The organism is Polaribacter sp. IC073, from assembly GCF_007997075.1.
In the GTDB taxonomy this organism is placed as follows: domain Bacteria; phylum Bacteroidota; class Bacteroidia; order Flavobacteriales; family Flavobacteriaceae; genus Polaribacter.
The window spans coordinates 116860-140696 of sequence record NZ_VORS01000010.1 but is presented as its reverse complement, the minus strand read 5'-3'; the positions used below and the strand labels follow the sequence as shown (position 1 = coordinate 140696).

The window sequence follows — 23837 nt, the reverse complement described above, 5'->3', positions numbered from 1 at the left end:
TGGTATTATTGTTTGATAAGTATAAATGTGCTAAGAAATTCATTTGTTAAATGTAAACAAAAAACCACAACTTGTAAGCTGTGGTTTTCTTAATATTTATGTATATATTCTTTCCTTATAAGGAATTAAAAAATCTTTTTAATGTAAAGTATAGACTGCGTTTGTTAATTATTTAACATTACAGGCATTACCAACATGGTAACTTGTTCTCCTTCATCAGTACCATCTATAGGTGTTAAGATTCCTGCTCTGTTTGGTAAAGACATTTCAATTAAAACTTCATTAGAACTTAAATTGTTTAACATTTCGCTTAAAAAACGAGAGTTAAAACCAATTTGCATGTCATCACCTTGATAATCGCAACTCAAACGTTCGTCTGCTTTATTGGCAAAATCTAAATCTTCTGCAGAAATATTTAATTCTGTACCCGCCATCTTTAAGCGAATTTGATGCGTAGTTTTACTAGAGAAAATAGAAACACGTCTCACAGAATTTAAGAAAGAAGCTCTATCAACTGTTAATTTATTCGGATTCTCTTTAGGGATTACTGCTTCGTAATTAGGATATTTTCCATCAATTAAACGACACACTAAAACCACATTATCAAACGTGAATTTTGCATTTGCATCATTATATTCAATAGTTACATCGCTATCAGAACCTCCTAAAATTCCTTTTAATAAATTTAAAGGTTTTTTAGGCATGATAAATTCTGCTGTTTGATCTGCAGTAACATCAGTTCTAGAATATTTCACTAATTTATGTGCATCTGTAGCAACAAAAGTTAAGCTTTGTGAGCTAAATTGAAAAAACACACCACTCATTACTGGGCGCAAATCGTCATTTCCGGCAGCAAATATCGTTTTAGAAATTGCTGTTCCTAAAATATTTGCAGGCACTACTGTTTTACTTGGCGATGGCAAAGAAACTGCTTTCGGGAACTCATCTCCACCAAAATAAGCCATGTCATACTTCCCTTGGTCAGAACTAATTTCTATGGTATTATCACCTTCTGTTTTAAAGGTTAAAGGTTGGTCTGGAAACGTTTTTAAAGTATCTAGTAATAAACGCGCAGAAACAGCAATAGAACCAGAACTATCACTTTCTACAGCGACTACAGAACTCATAGTTGTTTCTAAATCTGATGCAGAAACTTTCAGTTGATTTTCAGACAATTCAAACAAAAAGTTATCTAAAATTGGTAAGGTATTGTTGCTATTTATAACGCCGCCTAAAACTTGTAATTGTTTTAATAATTGCGAACTCGATACAATAAATTTCATTGATTTTTTATCTTAATTAGTATTACAAATATAATGTTATTAAGTGATTCTGAAAATTAATTTATTAACAGGTTATAAGCATTTTGTTAATGAGTTTTAAAACGTTATAATTGTGTTAACAAAATTCATGTTTATTGATAAAAAACTACATTTGTTTTACTGACTAATTTTTATTTATGAAGAAATTTTCACTTTTTATAGTTGCTTTTTTACTGATTTCAATTTCAGTATTTGCTCAAAAACCACAAAAATTAACCTCAAATCAGATTTATGAGAAAATTCAAAAACTGAATTTCTTAGGAACAGCTTTGTATATTGCTGCGCATCCAGATGATGAAAACACACGCTTAATTTCCTATTTGGCAAACAATGTAAAAGCAAGAACAGGTTATTTGTCTTTAACTAGAGGAGATGGAGGTCAGAATTTAATTGGGCCAGAAATTAGAGAATTATTAGGCGTCATTAGAACCCAAGAATTATTAGCTGCTAGAAGCATAGATGGTGGAGAACAGTTTTTTACAAGAGCCAATGATTTCGGATATTCTAAACACCCAGATGAAACTTTAGAAATTTGGAATGAAAAAGAAGTTTTAAGTGATGTTGTTTGGGCGATTAGAACCTTTAAGCCAGACGTAATTATCAATCGGTTTAACCACAAAACTCCAGGAACAACACATGGGCATCATACCGCTTCTGCGATGTTAAGTGTGGCTGCCTTTGATTTAGTTGGAGATGAAAATCAATATGCAGAACAATTAGAATACACAGAGACCTGGCAGCCAAAACGATTGTTTTTTAACACATCTTCTTGGTTTTACAATGATCAAGCAGCTTTTGACAATGCTACAAAAGGAAAATTAACTTCTTTTGATGTTGGTGTTTATTATCCGTTAAAAGGTTTGTCTAATAACGAATTAGCATCCATGGCAAGCAGCCAACATCTTTGTCAAGGTTTTGGTAGAGTCACCACAAGAGGAGCTCAAAAGGAATATGTAGAGTTTTTAAAAGGGGAGCAGCCAAAAGACCCTAACGATATTTTTTCAGGAATAAATACAACATGGAATCGTCTTGAAAAGGGGGGAGATATTGGTGCTATTTTATACGAAGTAGAAAATAATTTCGATTTTGTGAATCCGTCTAAGCACATCCCTAATTTAATGCGAGCGTTTCAATTAGTTAAGGAGTTAGAAGATGCTCATTGGCGAGAAATTAAAGAAAAACAACTGAAAGAAATTATTGAAGCGTGCACAGGATTGTATATTGAAGCATCTGCAAATAGTTCTTCGGGAATACCAAATGCCGCTATTAATGTAGATTTTGAAGTGTTAAACAGAAGTGATATTAATATGGTATTGACTTCAATTACATCAACTCTCGATAAAAAAACAATTTATAAAGGTTTCGAATTAGCCCAAAATAAAAAGTTCACTTTCAAAGAAAGTGTTTTATTAAAAACAGATGAATTTACCGATCCTTATTGGTTAAAAAAGGAAGCTTCTTTAGGAATGTATACCGTAGACAACCAATTACTAATAGGTAAACCAGAAACACCAAGGGTTGTGAAGGTAGATTTTAATCTTATCATTAACAACATGACAATTACAATTACCAAAAATGTTGTAATGAGGTATGCCGAAAAAGACAAAGGAGAAATTTATGAGCCTTTTGAAATTTCGCCAAAAATAACGACAAGAATAACAGAAAAAGTACTTGTTTTTTCTGATAACATTCCTGAAAAAATAAGTGTAGAAGTAAGAGCAGGTGCAAATTATGTGAGCGGAAAAGTGCGTTTAAAGGTTCCAGAAAATTGGAGTGTAACACCTAAAGAAACTACTTTTAATATTGCACAGAAAAAAGACAAACAAACCATTGTCTTTTTAGTCACTCCTCCAAAAAATAAATCTGAAGGAAATATAGAAGTCGTTGCAACTTCCGAAGGAAAAACATACAAAAAAGAGTTGATCGAAATCAACTACAATCACATTCCTAAACAAACCGTTTTGTCTGAATCTAAAGCAAAAGTTGTTCGTTTAAACATTAAAAAAGCAGGAAGTTATATTGGGTATATCAAAGGTGCTGGTGATGCTGTTCCAGAAAGTTTACGTCAGATTGGGTATACTGTAGAAAATATTAATCCTTTAGAAATTAACGAGAAAAATTTATTAAAATACGATGCCATTGTTTTAGGTATTAGAGCGTACAATGTGGTGAAAGAATTAAAGTTTAAACAAAAATTTTTGTTAGAATATGTAGAAAAAGGTGGAAACATGATTGTGCAATACAACACCAATAGAGGCGTAGATGTTGGGGCTCCTTTTACATTAGAACTTTCTAGAGATCGTGTAACAGATGAATTTGCAGAGGTAGAAATTTTAGATGAAAGCAATTCTCTTTTAAATTTTCCTAATAAAATTACAGCAGAAGATTTTAAGGGTTGGGTGCAAGAAAGAGGTTTGTATTTTCCTAGTTCTTGGAGTATAGAATATACACCGATTCTTTCGATGCATGATAAAGGAGAAACACCAAAAAACGGAAGTTTATTAATCGCAAAATATGGAAAAGGAAATTATATCTACACTGGTTTAAGTTTCTTTAGAGAGTTGCCTGCAGGTGTTTCTGGCGCTTATAAATTATTTGCGAATATGTTGTCTGTTGGTAAAGAAGTTTCAAGGTAGAAAAGTATAGAAGTAAGCAAATAAGTTTAGCCCTGATTGAAACGGCATCCTTTTTTATTTTTCATAAAAAAGATATAGTGGAAAGCAGGAAATAGCTTCAAAAAAAATAAAACAGCATGGAAAAACAAAAATACACTTGGAAAAAAGAATATTCATTGGTTTTAATAGCCAATCTAATTTATATTATTGCGTTTTATTTTATTACGAATTATTTTACAGTTTAATTGATGGAAATAGAAAGTAAATTACACGCTGTAGATTGGATTATTTTATCGGTAACGCTAATTTTTATTGTTGCTTACGGTACCTACGTTACTAGAAAAAACAAGAACGTAACAGATTATATAAAGGGTGGAAGTGACTCGAAATGGTGGACGATTGGGTTGTCTGTGATGGCAACACAAGCAAGTGCAATCACGTTTTTATCTACACCTGGGCAAGCATTTCATAGCGGAATGGGGTTTGTGCAATTCTATTTCGGATTGCCCATTGCTATGGTAATTATTTGTGTAGTTTTTATACCGATTTATCACAAACTAAAAGTCTACACTGCATATGAGTTTCTAGAAGGAAGATTCGATTTGAAAACAAGAAGTTTGGCTGCTATTTTATTTTTAATTCAAAGAGGTTTAGCGGCAGGAATTACCATTTTTGCACCTGCAATTATATTGTCTGCGGTGTTAGGATGGGATTTGCTAACCTTAAATATTATTATTGGTTTTTTGGTAATTATTTATACCGTTTCTGGTGGAACAAAAGCGGTAAATGTTACGCAGAAACAACAAATGATTATCATTTTTATAGGAATGGTTATTGCTTTTTACATGATTATGAGCCAGCTTCCGGCAGATATTACGTTCACTAAAGCATTGGAAATTGCGGGTGCAAGTAACAAAATGGAGGTGTTAGATTTTTCTTTTGATTTAAGCAATCGCTATACCGTTTGGACGGGTATTTTGGGTGGAACATTTTTAATGTTATCGTATTTCGGTACAGACCAAAGTCAGGTACAACGTTATTTGTCGGGGAAATCTGTTAGAGAAAGTCAGTTAGGTTTAATCTTTAACGGATTGTTAAAAGTACCAATGCAGTTTTTTATTTTGTTAATTGGGGTGATGGTTTTTGTGTTTTATCAATTTAATCCTTCGCCATTAAACTTTAATCCCGGAGCAAATAACGCAGTTTTAAACTCGAATTATTCGCAAGAATACAAACAGTTAGAGGCAGAACATATTGCTATTGAAAATACTAAAAAAGCAATTTTTGCTGATGGTTTTCAGGTTTCTGAAAAACAAGAAATTCAAGAATTAAATGAAAGAGATTTAGCGATTAAAGCAAAATCAAAAGTAATTATTGATAAAATTGATGAAGAAAATACACTAGATAAAATTGAATCGAATGATAAAGATTATGTGTTTATTCATTTTATTTTAAACAATTTACCGAGAGGCTTAATCGGACTTTTACTCGCCGTAATTTTATCTGCAGCCATGTCATCTACAGCATCCGAATTAAACGCATTGGCAAGTACAACTGCGATGGATTTATACAAACGAAATGTAAAAGGAGAAAAAAGCGAGGAACATTATGTGAAAGCATCTAAATGGTTCACCTTGGTGTGGGGTATCATCGCGATCTCCGTTGCTTGTGTTGCCAATTTATTCGATAATTTAATTCAGTTGGTAAATATTATTGGTTCTATTTTCTACGGAAATGTGTTGGGAATTTTCTTACTCGCATTTTTCTTTAAAAAAGTGAATGGAAACGCTGTTTTTAGAGCCGCTGTAATTACGCAAATACTGATATGTTCAATCTACTATTTTGGAATATATAATTTAGAAGCACAAGGTTTAGATCCAATTATTAGTTATTTATGGTTGAATTTTATTGGATGTATTTTGGTTTCGTTTTTCTCTTTATTATTTGTTTTTAAATCGATAAATAAGCAGAGTAAATTCACACTAATAATTACTTCATTAGCTATTTTTAAAATTACTTATGATATTTTAAATGATGTTTCTTTAAACATTATTCATGTAGTTACTTTAATTATTTTATTCTTCTTTTTAGGTTTTTTTAATATTGATAAAACCATTATGAATGAAAAATAAAAAGATACGCTGGGGGATTATTGGTTTGGGAAAAATAGCCAATAAATTTGCCACAGATTTAGCAACTGTAGAAAATGCAGAGTTGTTTGCAGTGGCTTCTAGAAGGCAGCCAAATGCAGATGAATTTGCGCAAAAATACAAAGCAAAAAAAGCTTTTAATTCTTATAAAGAATTAGCAAAAGATTCTGAAGTGGATGCAATTTACATTGCAACGCCACATAGTTTTCATAAAGAACACGCAATACTTTGCTTGCAGAATAAAAAGGCCGTTTTATGTGAAAAACCTTTTGCAATGAATCTGCAAGAAGTAACCGAAATGATAACAGTTGCAAAAGAAAATAATGTCTTGCTAATGGAAGCTTTATGGACATATTTCTTACCGCATTTTAATTATGTTTTGGATATTGTTAAAAATGAAAAATTTGGACAAATTAAAAGTTTAGAAGCAGATTTCGGGTTTTACAAACCGTATACTACAGAAAGCAGATTATTTAAAAAAGAAGTGGGTGGAGGTAGTTTGTTAGACATTGGAATCTATCCGGTTTTTGCAGCTTTATCTACTTTAGGAAAACCCGTTGCTATAGAAGCAAATGCCGCCTTTTTTGAAAATGGAGCAGATTCTGAATGCAACATGGTTTTTAAATATAAAAAAGCAAAAGCGACTTTAAAAAGTACACTTAAAGAAGAAACACCAACAGAAGCGATTTTTACCTTTGACAAAGCAATTGTAAAAATAAACACACGTTTTCAAGAACCTTCTACTATAACCATTTTCGAAAACGGAAAAGAAGAAACTATCGATTTTAAAATAAATGCGATTGGTTATAATTTTGAAATAGCACATTTTAATCAACTTTTAAGAGAACATAAGAAAGAAAGCGATGTTATGACGTTTGATTTTTCTAAAAAGCTAATTGGCACCTTAGATTCCGTTAGAAAAATTATAGGTTTAGAGTATAAATCTTAATGTTTACAGCAATTAAACAACCTTATTTGCCAATAAAATCTTTTGGCACAACAATTGATTTTTATAAGTAGAAAGTGAATTGATTTCAATTTTAAAGATTTGATTTTCAATTATTTAATAAATAAGACACGGGCGTCGAATCTTTTAGTTTAAAAGTTCAATGTCAGTATGACAGATATATAGAAGATGAGCAAACCGAAAGTAATGAGTTTAGACAATATGTCGCTCCACAGTATGTTAAACGAAGATTCTGAGTTAATCCCTTTGATGACACCGGAAGACGAAGAAATTATCAATAAAGAAAGTGTACCAGAAATACTACCAATTTTACCACTTAGAAATACCGTTTTATTTCCTGGAGTTGTAATTCCTATTACTGCTGGTAGAGACGCATCTATTCAGTTAATTAAAGATGCAAACAAAGGTGATAAGGTAATTGGAGTAGTCGCACAAAAAAATGAAGACGAAGAAGAGCCTGGTTTAAAAGACATTCATACAACAGGTGTTGTTGCACAAATTTTACGTGTTTTAAAAATGCCTGATGGAAATACAACCGTTATCATTCAAGGAAAAAAACGTTTTGAAATTGATACTATTGTTCAAGACAAACCGTATTTAAAAGCGACTGTAAAAGAAGCAATTGAAGATAGAGAGGTTGATGATGAAAAAGAGTTTGAAGCTATTATAGATTCTATTAAAGAGCAAGCTTTAGAGGTTATAAAGGAAAACCCAATGTTGCCTTCTGAAGCGTCTTTTGCAATTAAGAATATAAAATCAAATTCTTTTTTGGTGAATTTTATTTCATCAAATATGGATTTAACAGTTGCTCAGAAACAAGTGATTTTAGAGAAAGACAATCTAAAAGAACGTGCTTTATTAGCGTTGAAAAACCTAAACAAAGAGCTTCAGAAATTACAATTACGTAATGATATTCAGTCTAAAACAAGAGAAGATTTAGACCAACAGCAACGTGAATATTATCTACACCAACAGTTAAAAACCATCCAAGACGAATTGGGTGGAGTTTCTAATGACGAAGAGTTAGAGGAAATGCGTGCGCAAGCAAAAACTAAAAAGTGGAGCGAAGAAGTGGGGGAGACTTTTGAAAAAGAGTTGAATCGCTTAAAGAGAATGAATCCGCAAGCTGCTGAATATGGTGTTCAGAGAAGCTATTTAGAATTGTTGTTAGAATTGCCTTGGGGAATTTATTCGGAAGATAAATTCGATTTAAAGCACGCCATAAAGGTTTTAGATAGAGATCACTTTGGCTTAGAAGAAGTAAAAGAAAGAATTATAGAACATTTAGCTGTTTTAAAGTTAAGAGGAGATATGAAGTCGCCAATTATCTGTTTATACGGACCTCCCGGAGTTGGTAAAACTTCTCTAGGAAAATCTGTAGCAGAAGCTTTAGGGCGTAAATATGTTAGAATGTCTTTAGGTGGTCTGCGTGATGAAGCAGAAATTAGAGGACACAGAAAAACGTATATTGGTGCAATGCCAGGGCGTTTAATTCAGAATTTGAAAAAAGCAGGAACTTCAAATCCGGTTTTTGTTCTAGATGAAATTGATAAGTTAAGTAATAGCCATCAAGGAGATCCTTCATCTGCAATGTTAGAGGTTTTAGATCCTGAACAAAATGAAGCTTTTTATGACAACTATTTAGAAGTTGGGTACGATTTATCTAAAGTACTTTTTATCGCAACGGCAAACAATTTAGGAGAAATTCCTTGGGCTTTGCGCGATAGAATGGAAATTATAAATGTAACGGGGTATACTATTGAAGAAAAAGTAGAGATTGCGAAAAGACATTTATTACCAAAACAACTAAAAGAACACGGTTTAACACCCAAAGATTTAAAGTTAGGTAAAAAACAATTAGAGCAAATTGTGGAAGGGTATACGCGTGAATCTGGAGTGCGTGGTCTGGAGAAGAAAATAGCAAAAGTGGTTCGTTTTGCAGCAAAATCTATCGCTTTAGAAGAGGAGTATGACATTACTTTATCATCAGAAAAAGTTGAAGAAATTTTAGGAGCACCAAGAAACAGAGGTAAATTCGAAAATAATGATGTTGCAGGTGTAGTTACAGGTTTGGCTTGGACACAAGTTGGTGGAGATATCTTATTTATAGAATCTATTTTATCAAAAGGGAAAGGAACACTTTCTATTACTGGTAATTTAGGAACAGTAATGAAAGAGTCTGCAACAATAGCTTTGCAATACATTAAGTCGAATGCTGAAGAATTTGGAATTAAACCAGAGATTTTAGAGAAGTATAATGTACATATTCATGTACCAGAAGGCGCAACGCCAAAAGATGGTCCAAGTGCCGGTATTACCATGTTAACCTCTTTGGTTTCTTCTTACACACAACGTAGAGTCAAAAATAAATTAGCCATGACTGGTGAAATTACTTTGCGAGGAAAGGTGTTGCCTGTTGGCGGAATTAAAGAAAAAATATTAGCTGCAAAAAGAGCAAATATTAAAGAAATAATTTTGTGTGAAGACAATAGAAAAGACATTTTAGAAATAAAAGAAAGCTACTTAAAAGGCATGACTTTTCATTATGTTACAGACATGAAACAAGTAATAGAATTGGCGCTCACAAAGCAAAAAGTTCAAAATGCTAAGAAATTAGTGTAATTTTAAAAAGCCTCCAATTTGGAGGCTTTTTTTATGGCTTTCTAAAGCTACTCGAATCTACAATGAAAAGATTATTAAAAACGGCAGAAGTTAGAGAAGCTTAAATTTATTTAGACATAAAGGCAGTTTGCATTCCTATTGTAATTCAGGAAGAGAAAGAAGAATATCTTTTTTTTGTGCTGAAAACTACCGATTAGCGATCCTAAAAATAATGATGCTAAGAAGTTTGCGACTCTTAAACTTAAGAAGGCATTTTCATAAGAATCTATACGTTTCGTTTTTATTTGGTTAGATATTAGTAATCAGTGAAGTATAATCGAACTTTTCATAAAAAATTATTCAACAGCAAAACCCAATTTTGTTCTTTGGCTTTAATTTCCTAAGTTCTAATTATTCTAAATAATAGTAGTTCATTCTATCTTATGATAGTAACTTTGCAAACTTATGTATATCAATACATACACAAACTTCATCTTTAATAATTAACCCTTCAACAAATAGCCAATACATTAAAAGCACTAAATTTAGGAAGCTTATTTTTTTTGATAGCATTTTTATTTTTTTTGATGGCAGCAAATCAATAATACATGAATATTAATACAGAAAGTTATGATAGTGACAATCGTATATCAACTGCATTATTACTGGCAGCAGGAACTGGCAGTCGTCTTTTCCCTATAACTAAAGACGCTCCTAAATGTTTAACGTTGGTAAGTGATACATCAATTTTAGAACGCCTTGTAGCCAACTTAAAAAAACAAGGTTTTAAACGTCTTGTGATTGTAACAGGATATAAAGGTGATTGTATTGTAGATTTTCTTGGCAGCCAAACAGGTGATTTAAGTATTGAATACATACACAATCCGTTATACAAAACTACCAATAATATTTATTCATTATGGATGGCTCGCAACACCATAAATGAGCCTTTTGTGCTTTTAGAAAGCGATTTAGTTTTAGAAAATTCTCTACTAAGTCAAATGATGTATCCAGATAGAATGGCGGTAGCAAAGATGCAACCTTGGTTAAACGGAACTACAGTAACAATTAATAAGGATAATTTGGTAACTCAATTTCAACCAGGAACCATCGAAAACTATACAGACATTCGTTACAAAACGGTGAATATTTATAGTTTTTCACTTTCATCATGGAGAGCCGTTAGCAAAAAACTGAATCAATATATCACCGAAGGAAGTGTAAATAGCTATTACGAAATTGTTTTTTCTAAATTGGTAGCAGAAAAAAATCTATTCTTAGAAGCTATTTCTTTTGACGCGCAGCCTTGGTATGAGATAGATACGATAGCAGATTTAGCCGAAGCAGAAAAGTTGTTTCCGTTAGTAGCTTCAAAAGAAGTTATATTTTCATAGCCATCAATTTAAAAAATAATCAAGAGTAATATCAAAAGTTATTTTCTGCTTGAAGCATCTCTTGATCGAAGTTCGAAAGGCGCTTGCTTTTTGCAAAAAAAAACATAAGAACTCAAACAATTGCTTCAACTTCAGCGACATTTTATTGCTGAAGTTGTGTAGTACTAAAAAACGGATTCCTATTTTATTGATATTTCGAATAAAATAGGAATTCATTTTTATCAACAATAAAAGTATAGGTTTCTCTTGTTGTATAAATAATAAACGGAACACTAAAAATTAAAATAATAGGGCAATCAATAAGTAAAAACTAGACTTCTTAGTTTTATTTGTTTTTAAGTGTTTTGTAGACTTCATCAAAAGCTTCTGGTCTGTCTGCAAGTACTATTAAAGTATCTTGTGTTTCTATTTTTGTTAAACCTTTTGGTATGATATAGGTTCCATCTCTTTTAATCATTGCTATTATTGCATTTTTAGGAAAGTTTAATGCTACAATTTTTTTACCTACCGCAAAGCAATCTGAAGTAATTAAAAGTTCTTTCATTTCTGCTTTTGGGTTTTCTGCCATAAGCAAATCGGTTGGGGTTAATTCTTTTTGTGTTTCTGGCAACCCAACATTCAACCATTTAGCAACAATAGAAAGTGTGGTTCCTTGTATTAATATAGAAGTAACTGAAATGAAAAAGACAATGTTAAAAATCATATTTGCTTTGTCTATTCCTGCTAAAAGAGGATAGGTGGCAAACACAATCGGAACCGCACCACGCAAACCAACCCAAGAAATGTAGAACCTTCTTTTTAGTTTCATTTTAAAAAACAGAAGACTAATAAATACGCCTATTGGTCTTGCAACTAATATTAAGAAGATAGAAATAAGTAGCCCAATCCCCATATATGGAATGATTTGAGAAGGAAAAACAAGTAAACCCAAGGTAAGGAATAATACAATTTGCATGAGCCACGCCAAACCATCAAACATTTTTAAAATGGTTTTTTTATGAATCAAATTTTGATTTCCTAAATAAACGGCACAAATGTAAATGGCTAGAAAACCGTTACCTCCTAAAAAATTTGTGGCAGAAAATGTAATGAACATTAGCGCAATCACTAAAACAGAATACAATCCTTCAAAATCAAGTTTTATTTTGTTAATAATATATTTACTAGTGATTCCGAAAGCAATACCTGCAATACCACCTACAATCATTTGTTGTAGAAAAAAAGGAATGATAGATAAAAAGCTTTTGTCTTGATTTATAACCAGCGTTAAAAATGCAATTGTTAGTACATACGCCATCGGATCGTTACTTCCGCTTTCTAGTTCTAAAGTTGGCCTTAAATTGGTTTTTAGTGCAAGACTTTTAGAGCGCAGAATCGAAAATACAGCTGCTGCATCCGTAGAAGAAACGATAGAACCCAAAAGTAAACTCTCATAAATGGTGAAATTTGTAACAAACCAAACAAATGTACCTAGTGAAACGGCTGTAATTAAAACACCTATTGTAGATAATGCAATACCTTCTCTAAGAATTGGTTTTACTGCTGTCCAGTTGGTGTCAAGTCCTCCAGAAAATAAGATAAAATTTAAGGAAACAATACCGATAAATTGAGCAAGCTTAGGATCATTAAAACGGATGCCTCCAATTCCATCAGAACCCGCCAGCATTCCAATACCCAAAAAGAGTAATAAAGTAGGAACACCGAATTTATAAGAAGTTTTACCAGCAAAAATACTTACAAGAAGTAATAAAGAGCCAATTAATAATATATTTTCAATAGTTAAATTCATTTGTTTTCTTTAAAACTGAAGCGCACAAAGGTAGTACTACGCATTTTAAAAGTCGTAAATAAAGTACTATTGTTTTCCTTTTAATAATGCCTTTTTTTTGAATTTATGCTATATTATTTTCAGTTTTCTTAATGTTTTAGCAAACCAACTAATTAAAGAGGTTGTTTTATGTAAATAAGAAATTAGTTAAAAACTCTTCTTTAGAAAAGTTTTAAGAGGATACACTTCTTTTAAAGTAGTAATTTTTTGTAATAAAGAACATGTAGTTGTGCAGTGTTTCTTAGATGAAGACAAAAGTTAATTGAGAGTAGTCTTAAAGAAAAGCAGTGTGAATGATAAAAAGAGGTTACTATTTACTCTATAATTTCGTAGTCAATACTTAATTTGCGTAAAGTTCTTAAAGCAGAACCCGCATTTTTATCTGCTACCTCGATGTCTATGGCATCACCTTCTAAGAGTATTTCTGTAAGTTCATTTGACAAAGAGTCATTTATGTCTAATGAAATTTCTGCAATAGACTTAGCAATTGCTCTTTTATCGGGTCTTTGAGTATCACAAGATAATAAGTTTAATTTCATAACGATATAATTTATGAATGCAATATAGAAGACTTAAATAGAATAGACATGATGCTTGCTCGATTATTATTGAAACACTTCCAATGAAAAGACCATTAATAAATTAAATTATATTTTCTATGGGGAAGAAGTATCGTTTAAAAAAAAGATGTGAAAGCAAACAATTGTTCCAAATTATTTAAAAAACTCTTTCGATTTTTCCCAATAGACGTCCATTTCAGTTAAAGACATTTCAGAAATATCTTTGCCTTCTTTTTTTGCCTCTTTTTCTAAATATTGAAAGCGGTTGATGAATTTCTTATTCGTTTTTTCTAAAGCGTTCTCAGGATTCACTCCAATAAAACGAGCGTAGTTTATCATAGAGAATAAGACGTCTCCAAATTCTTTTTCGGTATTTTCTTTATGCCCCGCTTTAATTTCTTCGTTAAATTCTGTAATTTCTTCTTGTACTTTTTCCCAAACTTGTTCGGGGTTTTCCCAATCAAAACCAACACCAGCAACCTTTTCTTGGATTCTACTAGCTTTTACAACTGCGGGTAAACTTTTAGGAACGCCTTCTAAAACAGAATCCCTGCCTTCCTTTAGCTTTAATTGTTCCCAATTGCGTTTTACTTCTGCTTCATCTTTAACAACTACATCTCCATAAATATGAGGATGTCTGCTGATTAATTTATCAGAAATAGAATTTGCAACATCACCAATATCAAATGCTTTTTTCTCGCTACCTATTTTAGCATAAAAAACGATGTGCAAAAGCACATCGCCTAATTCTTTTTTAATTTCAGGTAAATCGTTGTCTAGAATAGCATCTGCAAGTTCGTACGTTTCTTCAATTGTTAAGTGACGTAGACTTTCTAAGGTTTGTTTTTTATCCCAAGGACATTTCTCTCGAAGGTCATCCATGATGTCTAACAAACGGTTAAAAGCAGCTAATTGTTCTTTTCTAGAATTCATTTTTTTCAAAATAGATTTACACAGCGTTCTAATTTAAACAGTCACTGTAAACTGAATACTGATTACTCTTTTTCTGTTTTTTCTTCAGTAGGAGTTTCAACTTTAGAAAAATCCATTCCAGCGTTTACTAATAAATTAAACCACTGAATTACTTTTTTAATGTTAGAAGTATACACTCTTTCAGCATCATAATCTGGTAAAACTTCTGCAAAAAAAGCTTCTAATTTTTTACCACTTTCTTTATGAGAAATCGCTTCTTTACCTTCCGTTTTTTCGAACATCGCTTTAAAAACTTGTAATAAAGGAATGTCTTCTTCGTAGGTGTAAATAGCAATGTTTTCTAATAAACTTACATTTTGAGTTGCATTAATTGCGACTCTTTTATCATCTGCTAAAGAAGCAACTATGATTGCGTTTTTAGATTGAGAAACTACTTGGTATAAACCAGCTTTACCGGTAACGGCTATAATTTTGTTAAATTCCATGTTATATGTTTTTTGTGTCTTTAAAGACTATTTACCTTTTTTTTGATTTGGAAAACGCATTCTATAATCTGCTGTAATTTTTCCTTTAGAAATATTTTCTAATTTCTTTTTAATGATTCTTTTTTTAAGTGATGAAAGCTTGTCTGTAAACAAAACTCCTTCGATATGATCATACTCGTGCTGAAAAACTCTAGCCGCCAAACCATCTAAAGTTTCGGTGTGCTTTTTAAAGTCTTCATCTTGATATTCGATTGTAATTTTAGGCAGACGAACAACATCTTCTCTAACATCGGGAATACTTAAACAGCCTTCGTTAAAAACCCATTCTTCTCCTTCTTCTTGTAAAATTTTAGCGTTTATAAAAACTTTATTAAATGTTTTTAATACTTCTCTGTCATTTTCAGATAGGTCTTCATCTTCAGCAAAAGGCGAAGCATCAATAGCAAACAAACGAATTGCTTTTCCAATTTGTGGAGCTGCCAAACCAACGCCCGAAGCATTGTACATGGTCTCTTTCATATTGGCAATCAATTTTTCTAAATCAGGATAATTTGCATCTATTTCTACAGCAACTTTTCTTAAAACAGGATCTCCGTATGCAACAATTGGTAAAATCATTTATTTTTTTATATTTTAAAAACGAGTGCAAAAATACAATTTAGAATTACGAATTACGAATTTTCAGTTATGTTTTCGTTATTTACGGTGTTATTTTTTATCCATTTAAAGATATTTAGATAGATAAATGTTAGTATAAAAAGCCTCGACCCATTTACCATATTGTCTTTTGTGCTTTTATCACTTTCTTTAACGTAAAAATTATTTTTTAAATTTAAATCTTTATAATCATAAATTGTAAAAGAAATTTTATTTTTATAAGGCAGTTCATTAAATAGCTTAAAATGTTCTCTGTTAGAATCCCAAGAATTACAGATTTTAAAAATATATAAGTTTTTATTATTATTTTCTAACATCCTATTTTTTCTTCTATTCCATTTCTCGTGTGCCTCTTCTTTTGATTCATAATGTGTAAAGTGTATTTCTACATCATCTAAGATACCTAAAGGATATGTAATTTCTCTATCTGGATATTTACTTATTTTAGTAAACTTAAGAGGTAGCCCCATATAATAATCAAAATTGGAAAGAATTTTTAAATAACAATCTCCCTTAACTCCTAAACCTATAAATGGAGAGTTAAAAGGTCTCTTTAACCATTTATAAATTTTTCCACCCCAACAATTATTAGATATAATGACAAAATTAATATCTTTTAGGGTTGCTATATCTTTTTTACTTATTTTTTCTTGAAAAATCCGTCGGTATCTTCTTCTTGCAGATTGAAATAATTCTCTAAAGAAATTGTTGTTCATTTTGAGTCAAATAAGATTGCAAAATGATGGTTGCACTAATTTCATCTACCATTGCTTTGTTTCTTCGCTGTTTTTTCTTCATCCCACTATCAATCATTGTTTGAAAAGCCATTTTAGACGTAAAACGCTCATCAATCCTTTTCATAGGAATTTGAGGGAATAACTTTTCTATTTTTTTTAAAAACGGTAGAATAAGTGCTTCACTTTCACTATCCGAATTATCCATTTGTTTTGGTTGACCCATTAAAAATAACTCTACTTTTTCTTTAGATGTGTACTCTTTTAAAAAAGACAATAACTCTGTTGTATTTACAGTAGTTAAACCAGAAGCAATTATTTGCATCTCATCTGTAACTGCAATTCCTGTTCTCTTTTTTCCGAAATCGATTGCTAAAATTCTAGCCATTTATAATTGTTTTTGCAAAAATACGTTTTTTAAACAAAGCAGAAATATCTGTTTAAAAAATGTATCTTCGCTTACTGTTTTTATAGATAAATTTATATTTGCAGAAATCATACAATTAGAATGAAAGAAATTAGAGAAATTATAGAGTCCGCTTGGGAAAATCGTGACTTATTAAAAGAACAAAATACGATTGATACTATTAGAAAAGTAGTTGATTTATTAGATAAAGGAACATTAAGAGTTGCAGAACCAACAACAGACGGTTGGCAAGTAAATGAATGGGTTAAGAAAGCGGTAGTTTTATATTTTCCGATTCAGAAAATGGAAACTCTAGAAGCTGGTATTTTCGAATATCATGATAAAATTCCATTGAAGAAAAACTTTGCAGAAAGAGGAATTAGAGTCGTGCCAAATGCGGTTGCAAGACACGGTGCTTATATTGCTCCTGGAACTATTTTAATGCCAAGTTATGTAAATATTGGTGCGTATGTAGATGAAGGAACAATGGTTGATACTTGGGCTACCGTTGGTTCTTGTGCACAAATTGGTAAAAACGTACACCTTTCTGGTGGAGTTGGTATTGGTGGTGTTTTAGAGCCTTTACAAGCAGCTCCTGTAATTATAGAAGATGGTGCTTTTATAGGTTCTAGATGTATTGTTGTAGAAGGTGTAAGAGTAGAAAAAGAAGCCGTTTTAGGTGCAAATGTTGTGTTAACAATGAGTACTAAAATTATTGATGTAACTGGTGATGAGCCTGTAGAAATGAAAGGAAGAGTTCCAGCGCGTTCTGTGGTAATTCCTGGAAGTTATACTAAGAAGTTTGCCGCGGGAGAATTTAATGTGCCTTGTGCATTAATTATTGGAAAAAGAAAGGAAAGTACCAACAAAAAAACATCTTTAAATGATGCTTTACGTGAATATGACGTAGCAGTTTAAGGTTTAAAATGCTATGATTAAAATATCGGCAATCATACCAACGTTAAATGAAGAGATTCATATAAGAGAAGCGATCGAATCTGTAGGTTTTGCAGATGAAATTATTGTGATAGATTCTTTTAGTACAGACAAAACGTTGGAAATAGCAGAGAAAATGAATGTAAAAATCATCAAGCGGAAGTTTGATGATTTTTCTTCTCAGAAAAACTTTGCAATTCAACAAGCAGAACATTCTTGGATTTATATTTTAGACGCAGATGAAAGGGTAACGCTAGCAGTAAAAAAAGAAATTTTAGAAGCAGTAAAAAAACCGAAAAACTTCGTAGGTTTTTACGTGGGGAGAAACTTTTATTTTGCAAATAAAAAAATAAATTATTGCGGTTGGCAGCGTGATAAAGTAGTTCGTCTATTTTTAAAGGAACATTGTAAATATTCTGGTGTTGTGCATGAAACCATTTTTGCAAATGGAAAAATAGGTTTTTTAAAAAATAAAATAGATCATTTTGGCTATAGAAATTATGATCACTTTATTTCAAAAATAAACTATTATTCAACATTAAAAGCAAAGGAGCTTCATTCTAAAGGAAAAAAAGCAAATGCATTCCATTTATTTATTAAACCTACTGCAAGGTTTTTTATTCACTATTTTATACGTTTAGGTTTTTTAGATGGTCTTGCTGGGTTAATTCTAGCTAAAATATTAGCATATTCAGTTTTTACTAGGTATGTAAAGTTATGGTTGCTTAATAATGGGATAAAAGAAACCTAGTTGTTGTAAAAAGAATGGTTCTTAATAGCTCTGTAACTTTTGTAAGTAACTAGGCTTAACAATTGCCAAAAAGGTCTTGTAATTTCTCTTAAAATTTTTTTAACCTTTGGCAGACTTTTTTGTTGAATTGTGGTTCCTCCAACATTCTTATCATTACTACTTACATAGCTGTTATTAGTAGTATAAATTTTGACTTTATGCTTAAAAACATCTTGCTTTAAAACATCAATTGGTGCGTAGTAAGTAGTTAAATTTTTTGCAAGCTTTCTGGCGGCCTCCTTACCAATTATTTGACCAGTAGTTTGTAATGAAGGTATAATGAACTTTGACAAGTATTTATTTTTTTCTAATAAATAAAACCCTCTTCGACCCGCAATATCTATAAAGTCAGATGTAGTAATTAAATCCAATAGGTTTTGTAAATCTTTAAAAAAAGCTGAAGTTAACAATGCATCGTCCTCTAAGATAATAGAAAACTCTTCCTCTTGAAGGGCAACAATTTTCCATAAATCGAAGTAGGTTTTGGTTAAGCCAATTTCGCCATCATTCAAATAAGGAAAATGAGTGAGTAGTTGATGTTCATTTTTTGATTTTTTTAAAAAATCTTGGGGTAATTTTTTCCCATAAGCGGCAGGCATTCTTGTAATAGGGATCTTCAGTTCTTTAAACTGGTTTTCCATAAAAGTTCTTCTTTCGAGACTTTTATCTAAATTGATGTAATATACTTTAAAGGATTTCATATTTTTATCCAGTTCTTACAAGTAATTTCATTTTCTTTTGAAACAAACCACTGTTTAGGTGCAACAACCATTTTACTGTTATTTTTATTTAACCAAGCTCCCCACCAGGAAAAACTACTGTTTGCTGTGATATTATTTTTACATAAACTCATTAAAAGAATATCTTCATGTGGTAAACATTTATGGTTTATGTATGTTGCATTTTTAATAACTAAATTTTCTTTGGTCCAAGGAATATCATCAGAAAAAACAAAAAATAGAGTATTCTTGTACTTTTCTTCAACTTTTTTAATGGCTTCTCTGTAGTAGTCTAAAGTACATGTTCCATGAATAATATTAGATTTTGAGTCTGAGACATAATCTCCCCTTCTAATATGTATTGAGCAACTATTTTCAGCTAGAGTAATTTCTTTTTTATATTTTTTTGTAGAATTAGCGATTTCTCTATTGATAGTAAATTGTTCTAACAATGTATTTCTGATTCCTGAAAAGTATTTCTCTGTCTGAAAGTATCCTTTTACATATTCATTGCCTTTTAAAGAAAGTAATTTTTCATTAAATAATAAATTTTCTTCTTTTATAGTTTTTAAAGGGTTGATCCTAGAAAATAGGACAGTAGAATTCTTTGCATTTTGTAAATTAATATGGTACTTATCCAATTGATATCCGCCATGTAATTTATAGTTTTTAAATCCGGAAAGATCTAAACTCACATCAAACCCTTTTACTTCTAGCGATTTTGCATACGCATATTGAAACATTTGATTTCCTAAACCACCAAGTATTCTAACAATAACCATATTTTATGTATACCAAAAAAACACTGCTTTATGCTTTAAACAAAAGTACAAATGTTCTTACAATTTTCTTTTATTAAATTAATTATTGTGAAAACTAATAATAACCTAAACGATTACTCTACAATAAACTCGGTTGGTTTCTTGTTATTAAGGTACAAATACTTCGTGCTATGATAATAAGCAGATAAAAGGCTGTCCATTTGTTGTGTAATTCTAGGGTTTTCTAGCTTAATATCTTTTACGGTGTTCGTATCTAGACGGTACAAACTTGTTTTCTTAGAAATGTTTGTTTTCTCGTAATAAAAATTATCTTTTAACAATCCTACACCCTTTTCTCCCTTACTTTGAACGTACACAAAGGCAGCAGTATCTGTGTTTGTACTGTCTAATAAATCTCTTCCTAACGTGTAATTGGTGTATTCTATTTTAGCCAAACTTGTAGCTGTAGGAAAGACATCAATTAATTTAGCATATTTGTCTATTACTTGAGGTTTTATATATTTCGGTGCATGAATAAAGAAGGGCACATGATGTACTTGTATCCCTAAATCATCTTCATTATTTTTTAAGAAACCTAGTTTTTTCATTCCTCCTCTATGATCTCCAAAAAAGACAAAAATAGAATTATTATAATACCCAGTTTCTTTTGCTCTTTCTAAAAAACGAGCAACATTAAAATCTAAATAACGAATCCCGTTTAATTGCCCTAAAGATCTAAAACCTCCTTTTAACAAGGTTTTTTCGTCAATATCACTTTCTAAAATAGGTGTAAAACTTTCTTTTTTATCGGGTATTGTAAAAGGCATGTGGTTTGTTGCTGTTTGAATGTAGGCAACAAAAGGCTTCCCGATTTCATGTAATTTTTTAAATTCCTTATCTGCTTCTTTAAATAAATCGTAATCATCAATCCCCCAAACATCGGCCCTGTTTTCTTCTTCAAAACTACCTTCTTCAAATATTTTTAAATCTTTTATATTTGATTGAAATACGCCTCTAATATTTGCCCAATTTGCAGATCCGCCTATAAAGTATTGCTTTTCATACCCTTTAAATTGATCAAAAATAATACGCTGATCTATAATCATAGGGTTTCTAGAAGCTGTTTTTACATCTTCAATATCTGGCAAGCCAGTAATACTAGCAAAAACGCTTGCTGCAGTTCCTGGTTTATGAACGTAGAATTTAGAAAAACTTAAGCTCTCTTTTATAATAGAATCCATTTTAGGCGAGCTATTCAAAGGGTTGTCGTAAAAACTCAAAGTTGCAGTTCCTGTAGATTCTAACATTACAAAAATAACATTTGGCTTTTCTTTATAAGGTGTTTTAAAAGTTACTTTTTTCTCAAAATTTACGCTGTCTTGCGATAAGTTTAAATGTTTTGCAATTACAGGGTAATAGGTTTTAAATTTATTAAGATCAACACCTTCACTTCTAAAAGCAAAACTGTCAAAGAAGTACAAAACAGGGTTTAAAGCAAATTGATTGATTGTGTTGTTTTTTGAGAAAAAAGCTTCACTCCAACGCAAAGGGTAATGTGTTACACTGTTATAAACACCAAAAGAGCATATTAAAATAGTACCTATAAAAAAAGCAGCTTTTAATTTCTTGGTTATTTTATTATGTGTTTTAGAAAATGTTTTAAACACATAACTCGCAAATTTATAGATGATAAAACACAATATAAGCAGCGCCAAAAGGGCTTTGTAAACGGGGTAACTTTCAATTAAAACCTGACTAGATATTTTAAGGTTACTTAAAAAACGAAGCGAAGAAGCATCTAAACGAATGGATAAATACTCGTAATAACCGAAATCGAATATAAAGAAAAGCGTTAAAATTAAATAGGACAAAACGATGTAAACAAGTGCAATTTTTTTAAGAATGATACTTTTAAAAAAACGATTATTTGTTATTAAAACAAGAATAATCAAAGGGAAAAAAGTAAGAATGGCTAGTTTTAAATCAAAACGGAGTCCTAATAAAATAGCTTTTTGTATTTCTAACGTAGCAGCATTTTCTAATTGTGCAAAAAATAAATAAAACAATCCTCTAAAGGAAGCAATAAAAATAAATAAGAAAAAAACATTTGTGAAGATGTATTTTATATAATTTGGAATTTTTTGAAACATGTATTTTATATAAAAAAAACAAAGATACTATTTTTAGGGTTACTTTGGTGAAACAATGAAGAAAACTGGGGTAAGGTTAGACTCAGTGCTTTTTACAATGTTAGAAATAGAATAATTTAAAAACAAGCCTTTTTTTGTTGATAATATTTAGGAGAAAACATTTTAATAAATTACGACCCCAATTTGGGGTTGTGTTGATTATATAGTAAATTTGCGACAAAATAAAGAGAATACAAAATCATCAACTTTTTCAAAATTGAGGGTAGTGATATTCAAGCTTAAAAGAGCGTAGATTCATGCAAAAACAATTTTTTAAAGAGGCCATTTCATCAGAAATTTTTACAATTATTTCTCAAGCATCTCAGCAATTACAAGTAGAAAGCTACGTAATTGGTGGTTTTGTGAGAGACTTTTTTCTGAAAAGAGGAACAGCTAAAGACATTGATGTTGTTGCTATTGGTAGCGGAATTGAGTTGGCTCAAAAAGTTTCTAAATTGTTACCAAACAAACCCAAAGTGCAAGTTTTTAAAACGTATGGTACAGCAATGTTGCGATATAAAGACGTAGAAATTGAGTTTGTGGGCGCTAGAAAAGAATCCTATTCTGAAGAAAGTAGAAATCCAGAAGTGTCTGAAGGGAGTTTGCAAGACGATCAAAACAGAAGAGATTTCACCATAAATGCATTGGCTTTAAGTTTAAATGAAGTTAATTTTGGTGAGTTGTTAGACCCGTTTAACGGAATGGAAGATTTAGAAAACGGAATTATAAGAACGCCATTAAATCCTGATATTACGTATTCTGATGATCCTTTACGAATGATGCGTGCGCTAAGGTTTGCAACACAATTAAATTTTACTATTGAAGTAAATTCATTGTCTGCAATTACTAAAAATTCAGATAGATTAAAGATTATTACTAGAGAACGTATTGTAGATGAATTGAATAAAATAATGTCTTCTGTAAAACCTTCCGTAGGGTTCTTGTTACTTGAGGAAACAAAATTATTATCTCAAATTTTACCTGAATTAATAGATTTAAAAGGAGTGGAAGAGGTCGAAGGACAAAAACATAAAGATAACTTTTATCATACCTTAGAAGTGGTAGATAATATTTCTGAATATACAGAAGATGTTTGGTTACGTTGGGCAGCTTTATTGCACGATATTGGTAAAGCACCTACTAAAAAGTTTAGTAAAAAAGTAGGTTGGACTTTCCATTCTCATGAATTTGTAGGGTCTAAGATGGTCTACAAAATATTTAAAAGATTAAAAATGCCATTGAACAATAAAATGAAATTTGTTCAAAAAATGGTGCTATTAAGTTCTCGTCCAATTGTTTTAGCAAGCGATGTTACAGATGCCGCTGTTAGACGTTTGGTTTTTGATGCAGGTGATGATATCAATTCTCTAATGACGCTTTGTGAAGCAGATATTACAACGAAGAATCCGAAGAAATTTAAAAGATATCATGCCAATTTTGAGGTGGTTCGTTCTAAAATAAAAGAAGTAGAAGAAAGAGACCGTGTTCGTAATTTTCAGCCTCCAATTTCTGGTGAAGAAATAATAGCGGCATTCAATTTAAAACCTTGTAGAGAAATCGGACAAATAAAAGAAGCTATTAAAGAAGCTATTTTAGATGGTAAAATACCAAATGAACATGAAGCTTCTTACGATTTTATGCTTGAAGTAGGGCAGAAGCTAGGTTTAACTATTATTGCGTAAGTATTAATAGAAAGTATTGAAGTCCTTTTTTATTTAAATTAACCTCTTTACAAAAATATAAAAGAAACAAAAAGACCAATGTTATTTATAGAAATAGCATTGGTCTTT

At 31.1% G+C, this 23837-nt stretch carries 19 protein-coding genes; 8 read left to right on the top strand and 11 right to left on the bottom strand.

The features are described 5' to 3' along the window. Positions 1-164: 164 nt before the first annotated feature. Entirely contained in the window at positions 165-1283 is a 1119-nt protein-coding gene (gene dnaN, locus ES045_RS14645; RefSeq protein ID WP_147117027.1) for a DNA polymerase III subunit beta, read from the bottom strand. A 176-nt stretch (positions 1284-1459) separates the two neighbouring features. On the opposite strand from dnaN, the gene ES045_RS14640 reads away from it, so the two are divergent. From ES045_RS14640 to ES045_RS14620, 5 genes are all read left to right on the top strand, one after another. Continuing rightward, entirely contained in the window at positions 1460-3958 is a 2499-nt protein-coding gene (locus tag ES045_RS14640; protein WP_147117026.1) for a PIG-L family deacetylase, read from the top strand. A gap of 227 nt (positions 3959-4185) precedes the next feature. Beyond that, on the top strand, positions 4186-6069 hold the full coding sequence (locus ES045_RS14635) for a sodium:solute symporter (protein WP_147117025.1): 1884 nt from the start codon (positions 4186-4188) through the stop codon (positions 6067-6069). Further along, positions 6059-7036, top strand: a complete 978-nt coding sequence (locus ES045_RS14630; protein WP_147117024.1) for a Gfo/Idh/MocA family protein — start codon at positions 6059-6061, stop codon at positions 7034-7036. Before ES045_RS14635 ends, ES045_RS14630 begins: the two co-directional genes overlap by 11 nt. A gap of 186 nt (positions 7037-7222) precedes the next feature. After that, entirely contained in the window at positions 7223-9676 is a 2454-nt protein-coding gene (lon, locus tag ES045_RS14625) for an endopeptidase La (RefSeq protein WP_147117023.1), read from the top strand. Between the two features lie 587 nt (positions 9677-10263). After that, positions 10264-11049, top strand: a complete 786-nt coding sequence (locus ES045_RS14620; protein ID WP_147117022.1) for a sugar phosphate nucleotidyltransferase — start codon at positions 10264-10266, stop codon at positions 11047-11049. A 325-nt stretch (positions 11050-11374) separates the two neighbouring features. Here ES045_RS14620 and ES045_RS14615 read toward each other — a convergent pair whose 3' ends face one another. The 7 genes from ES045_RS14615 to ruvX all read right to left on the bottom strand — a co-directional run bounded on the left by ES045_RS14615 (position 11375) and on the right by ruvX (position 16634). After that, positions 11375-12838, bottom strand: coding sequence for a potassium/proton antiporter (locus ES045_RS14615; RefSeq protein ID WP_147117021.1), 1464 nt, complete (start codon positions 12836-12838; stop codon positions 11375-11377). 353 nt (positions 12839-13191) lie between these two features. Next, the gene (locus ES045_RS14610) at positions 13192-13416 is read right to left on the bottom strand and encodes a hypothetical protein (protein ID WP_147117020.1); all 225 of its coding nucleotides are present in this window, start codon (positions 13414-13416) and stop codon (positions 13192-13194) included. A gap of 174 nt (positions 13417-13590) precedes the next feature. Then, positions 13591-14370, bottom strand: a complete 780-nt coding sequence (gene mazG, locus ES045_RS14605; RefSeq protein WP_147117019.1) for a nucleoside triphosphate pyrophosphohydrolase — start codon at positions 14368-14370, stop codon at positions 13591-13593. Positions 14371-14432: 62 nt separating this feature from the next. After that, complete coding sequence (locus tag ES045_RS14600) at positions 14433-14855, bottom strand: DUF5606 domain-containing protein (protein WP_147117018.1); 423 nt, start codon at positions 14853-14855, stop codon at positions 14433-14435. Positions 14856-14882: 27 nt separating this feature from the next. Continuing rightward, entirely contained in the window at positions 14883-15473 is a 591-nt protein-coding gene (gene def, locus ES045_RS14595; protein WP_147117017.1) for a peptide deformylase, read from the bottom strand. A 53-nt stretch (positions 15474-15526) separates the two neighbouring features. Continuing rightward, positions 15527-16228 carry a DUF1919 domain-containing protein gene (locus ES045_RS14590; RefSeq protein WP_147117016.1) on the bottom strand — a complete coding sequence of 234 codons (702 nt, stop codon included), beginning with the start codon at positions 16226-16228 and terminating at the stop codon, positions 15527-15529. Beyond that, positions 16209-16634, bottom strand: coding sequence for a Holliday junction resolvase RuvX (gene ruvX / locus ES045_RS14585; RefSeq protein ID WP_147117015.1), 426 nt, complete (start codon positions 16632-16634; stop codon positions 16209-16211). Before ruvX ends, ES045_RS14590 begins: the two co-directional genes overlap by 20 nt. Positions 16635-16754: 120 nt before the next feature. Between ruvX and ES045_RS14580 the strand changes: the two genes are divergently transcribed. Together ES045_RS14580 and ES045_RS14575 are read left to right on the top strand one after the other, a co-directional pair. Further along, the gene (locus ES045_RS14580) at positions 16755-17570 is read left to right on the top strand and encodes a 2,3,4,5-tetrahydropyridine-2,6-dicarboxylate N-succinyltransferase (protein WP_147117014.1); all 816 of its coding nucleotides are present in this window, start codon (positions 16755-16757) and stop codon (positions 17568-17570) included. 13 nt (positions 17571-17583) lie between these two features. Next, complete coding sequence (locus ES045_RS14575; protein ID WP_147117013.1) at positions 17584-18339, top strand: glycosyltransferase family 2 protein; 756 nt, start codon at positions 17584-17586, stop codon at positions 18337-18339. On the opposite strand, the gene ES045_RS14570 is transcribed toward ES045_RS14575, so the two are convergent. From ES045_RS14570 to ES045_RS14560, 3 genes are all read right to left on the bottom strand, one after another. Beyond that, positions 18336-19079 carry a glycosyltransferase family 25 protein gene (locus ES045_RS14570; RefSeq protein WP_223267268.1) on the bottom strand — a complete coding sequence of 248 codons (744 nt, stop codon included), beginning with the start codon at positions 19077-19079 and terminating at the stop codon, positions 18336-18338. The two genes, ES045_RS14575 and ES045_RS14570, sit on opposite strands and share 4 nt — an antisense overlap. Beyond that, positions 19076-19879: an alpha-1,2-fucosyltransferase gene (locus ES045_RS14565; RefSeq protein WP_147117011.1), complete on the bottom strand. Its 804-nt coding sequence runs from the start codon at positions 19877-19879 to the stop codon at positions 19076-19078. Before ES045_RS14565 ends, ES045_RS14570 begins: the two co-directional genes overlap by 4 nt. 113 nt (positions 19880-19992) lie before the next feature. Further along, positions 19993-22008: an LTA synthase family protein gene (locus tag ES045_RS14560; protein ID WP_147117010.1), complete on the bottom strand. Its 2016-nt coding sequence runs from the start codon at positions 22006-22008 to the stop codon at positions 19993-19995. Between the two features lie 296 nt (positions 22009-22304). Between ES045_RS14560 and ES045_RS14555 the strand changes: the two genes are divergently transcribed. Then, positions 22305-23729: a CCA tRNA nucleotidyltransferase gene (locus ES045_RS14555; RefSeq protein ID WP_147117009.1), complete on the top strand. Its 1425-nt coding sequence runs from the start codon at positions 22305-22307 to the stop codon at positions 23727-23729. Positions 23730-23837 lie beyond the last annotated feature (108 nt).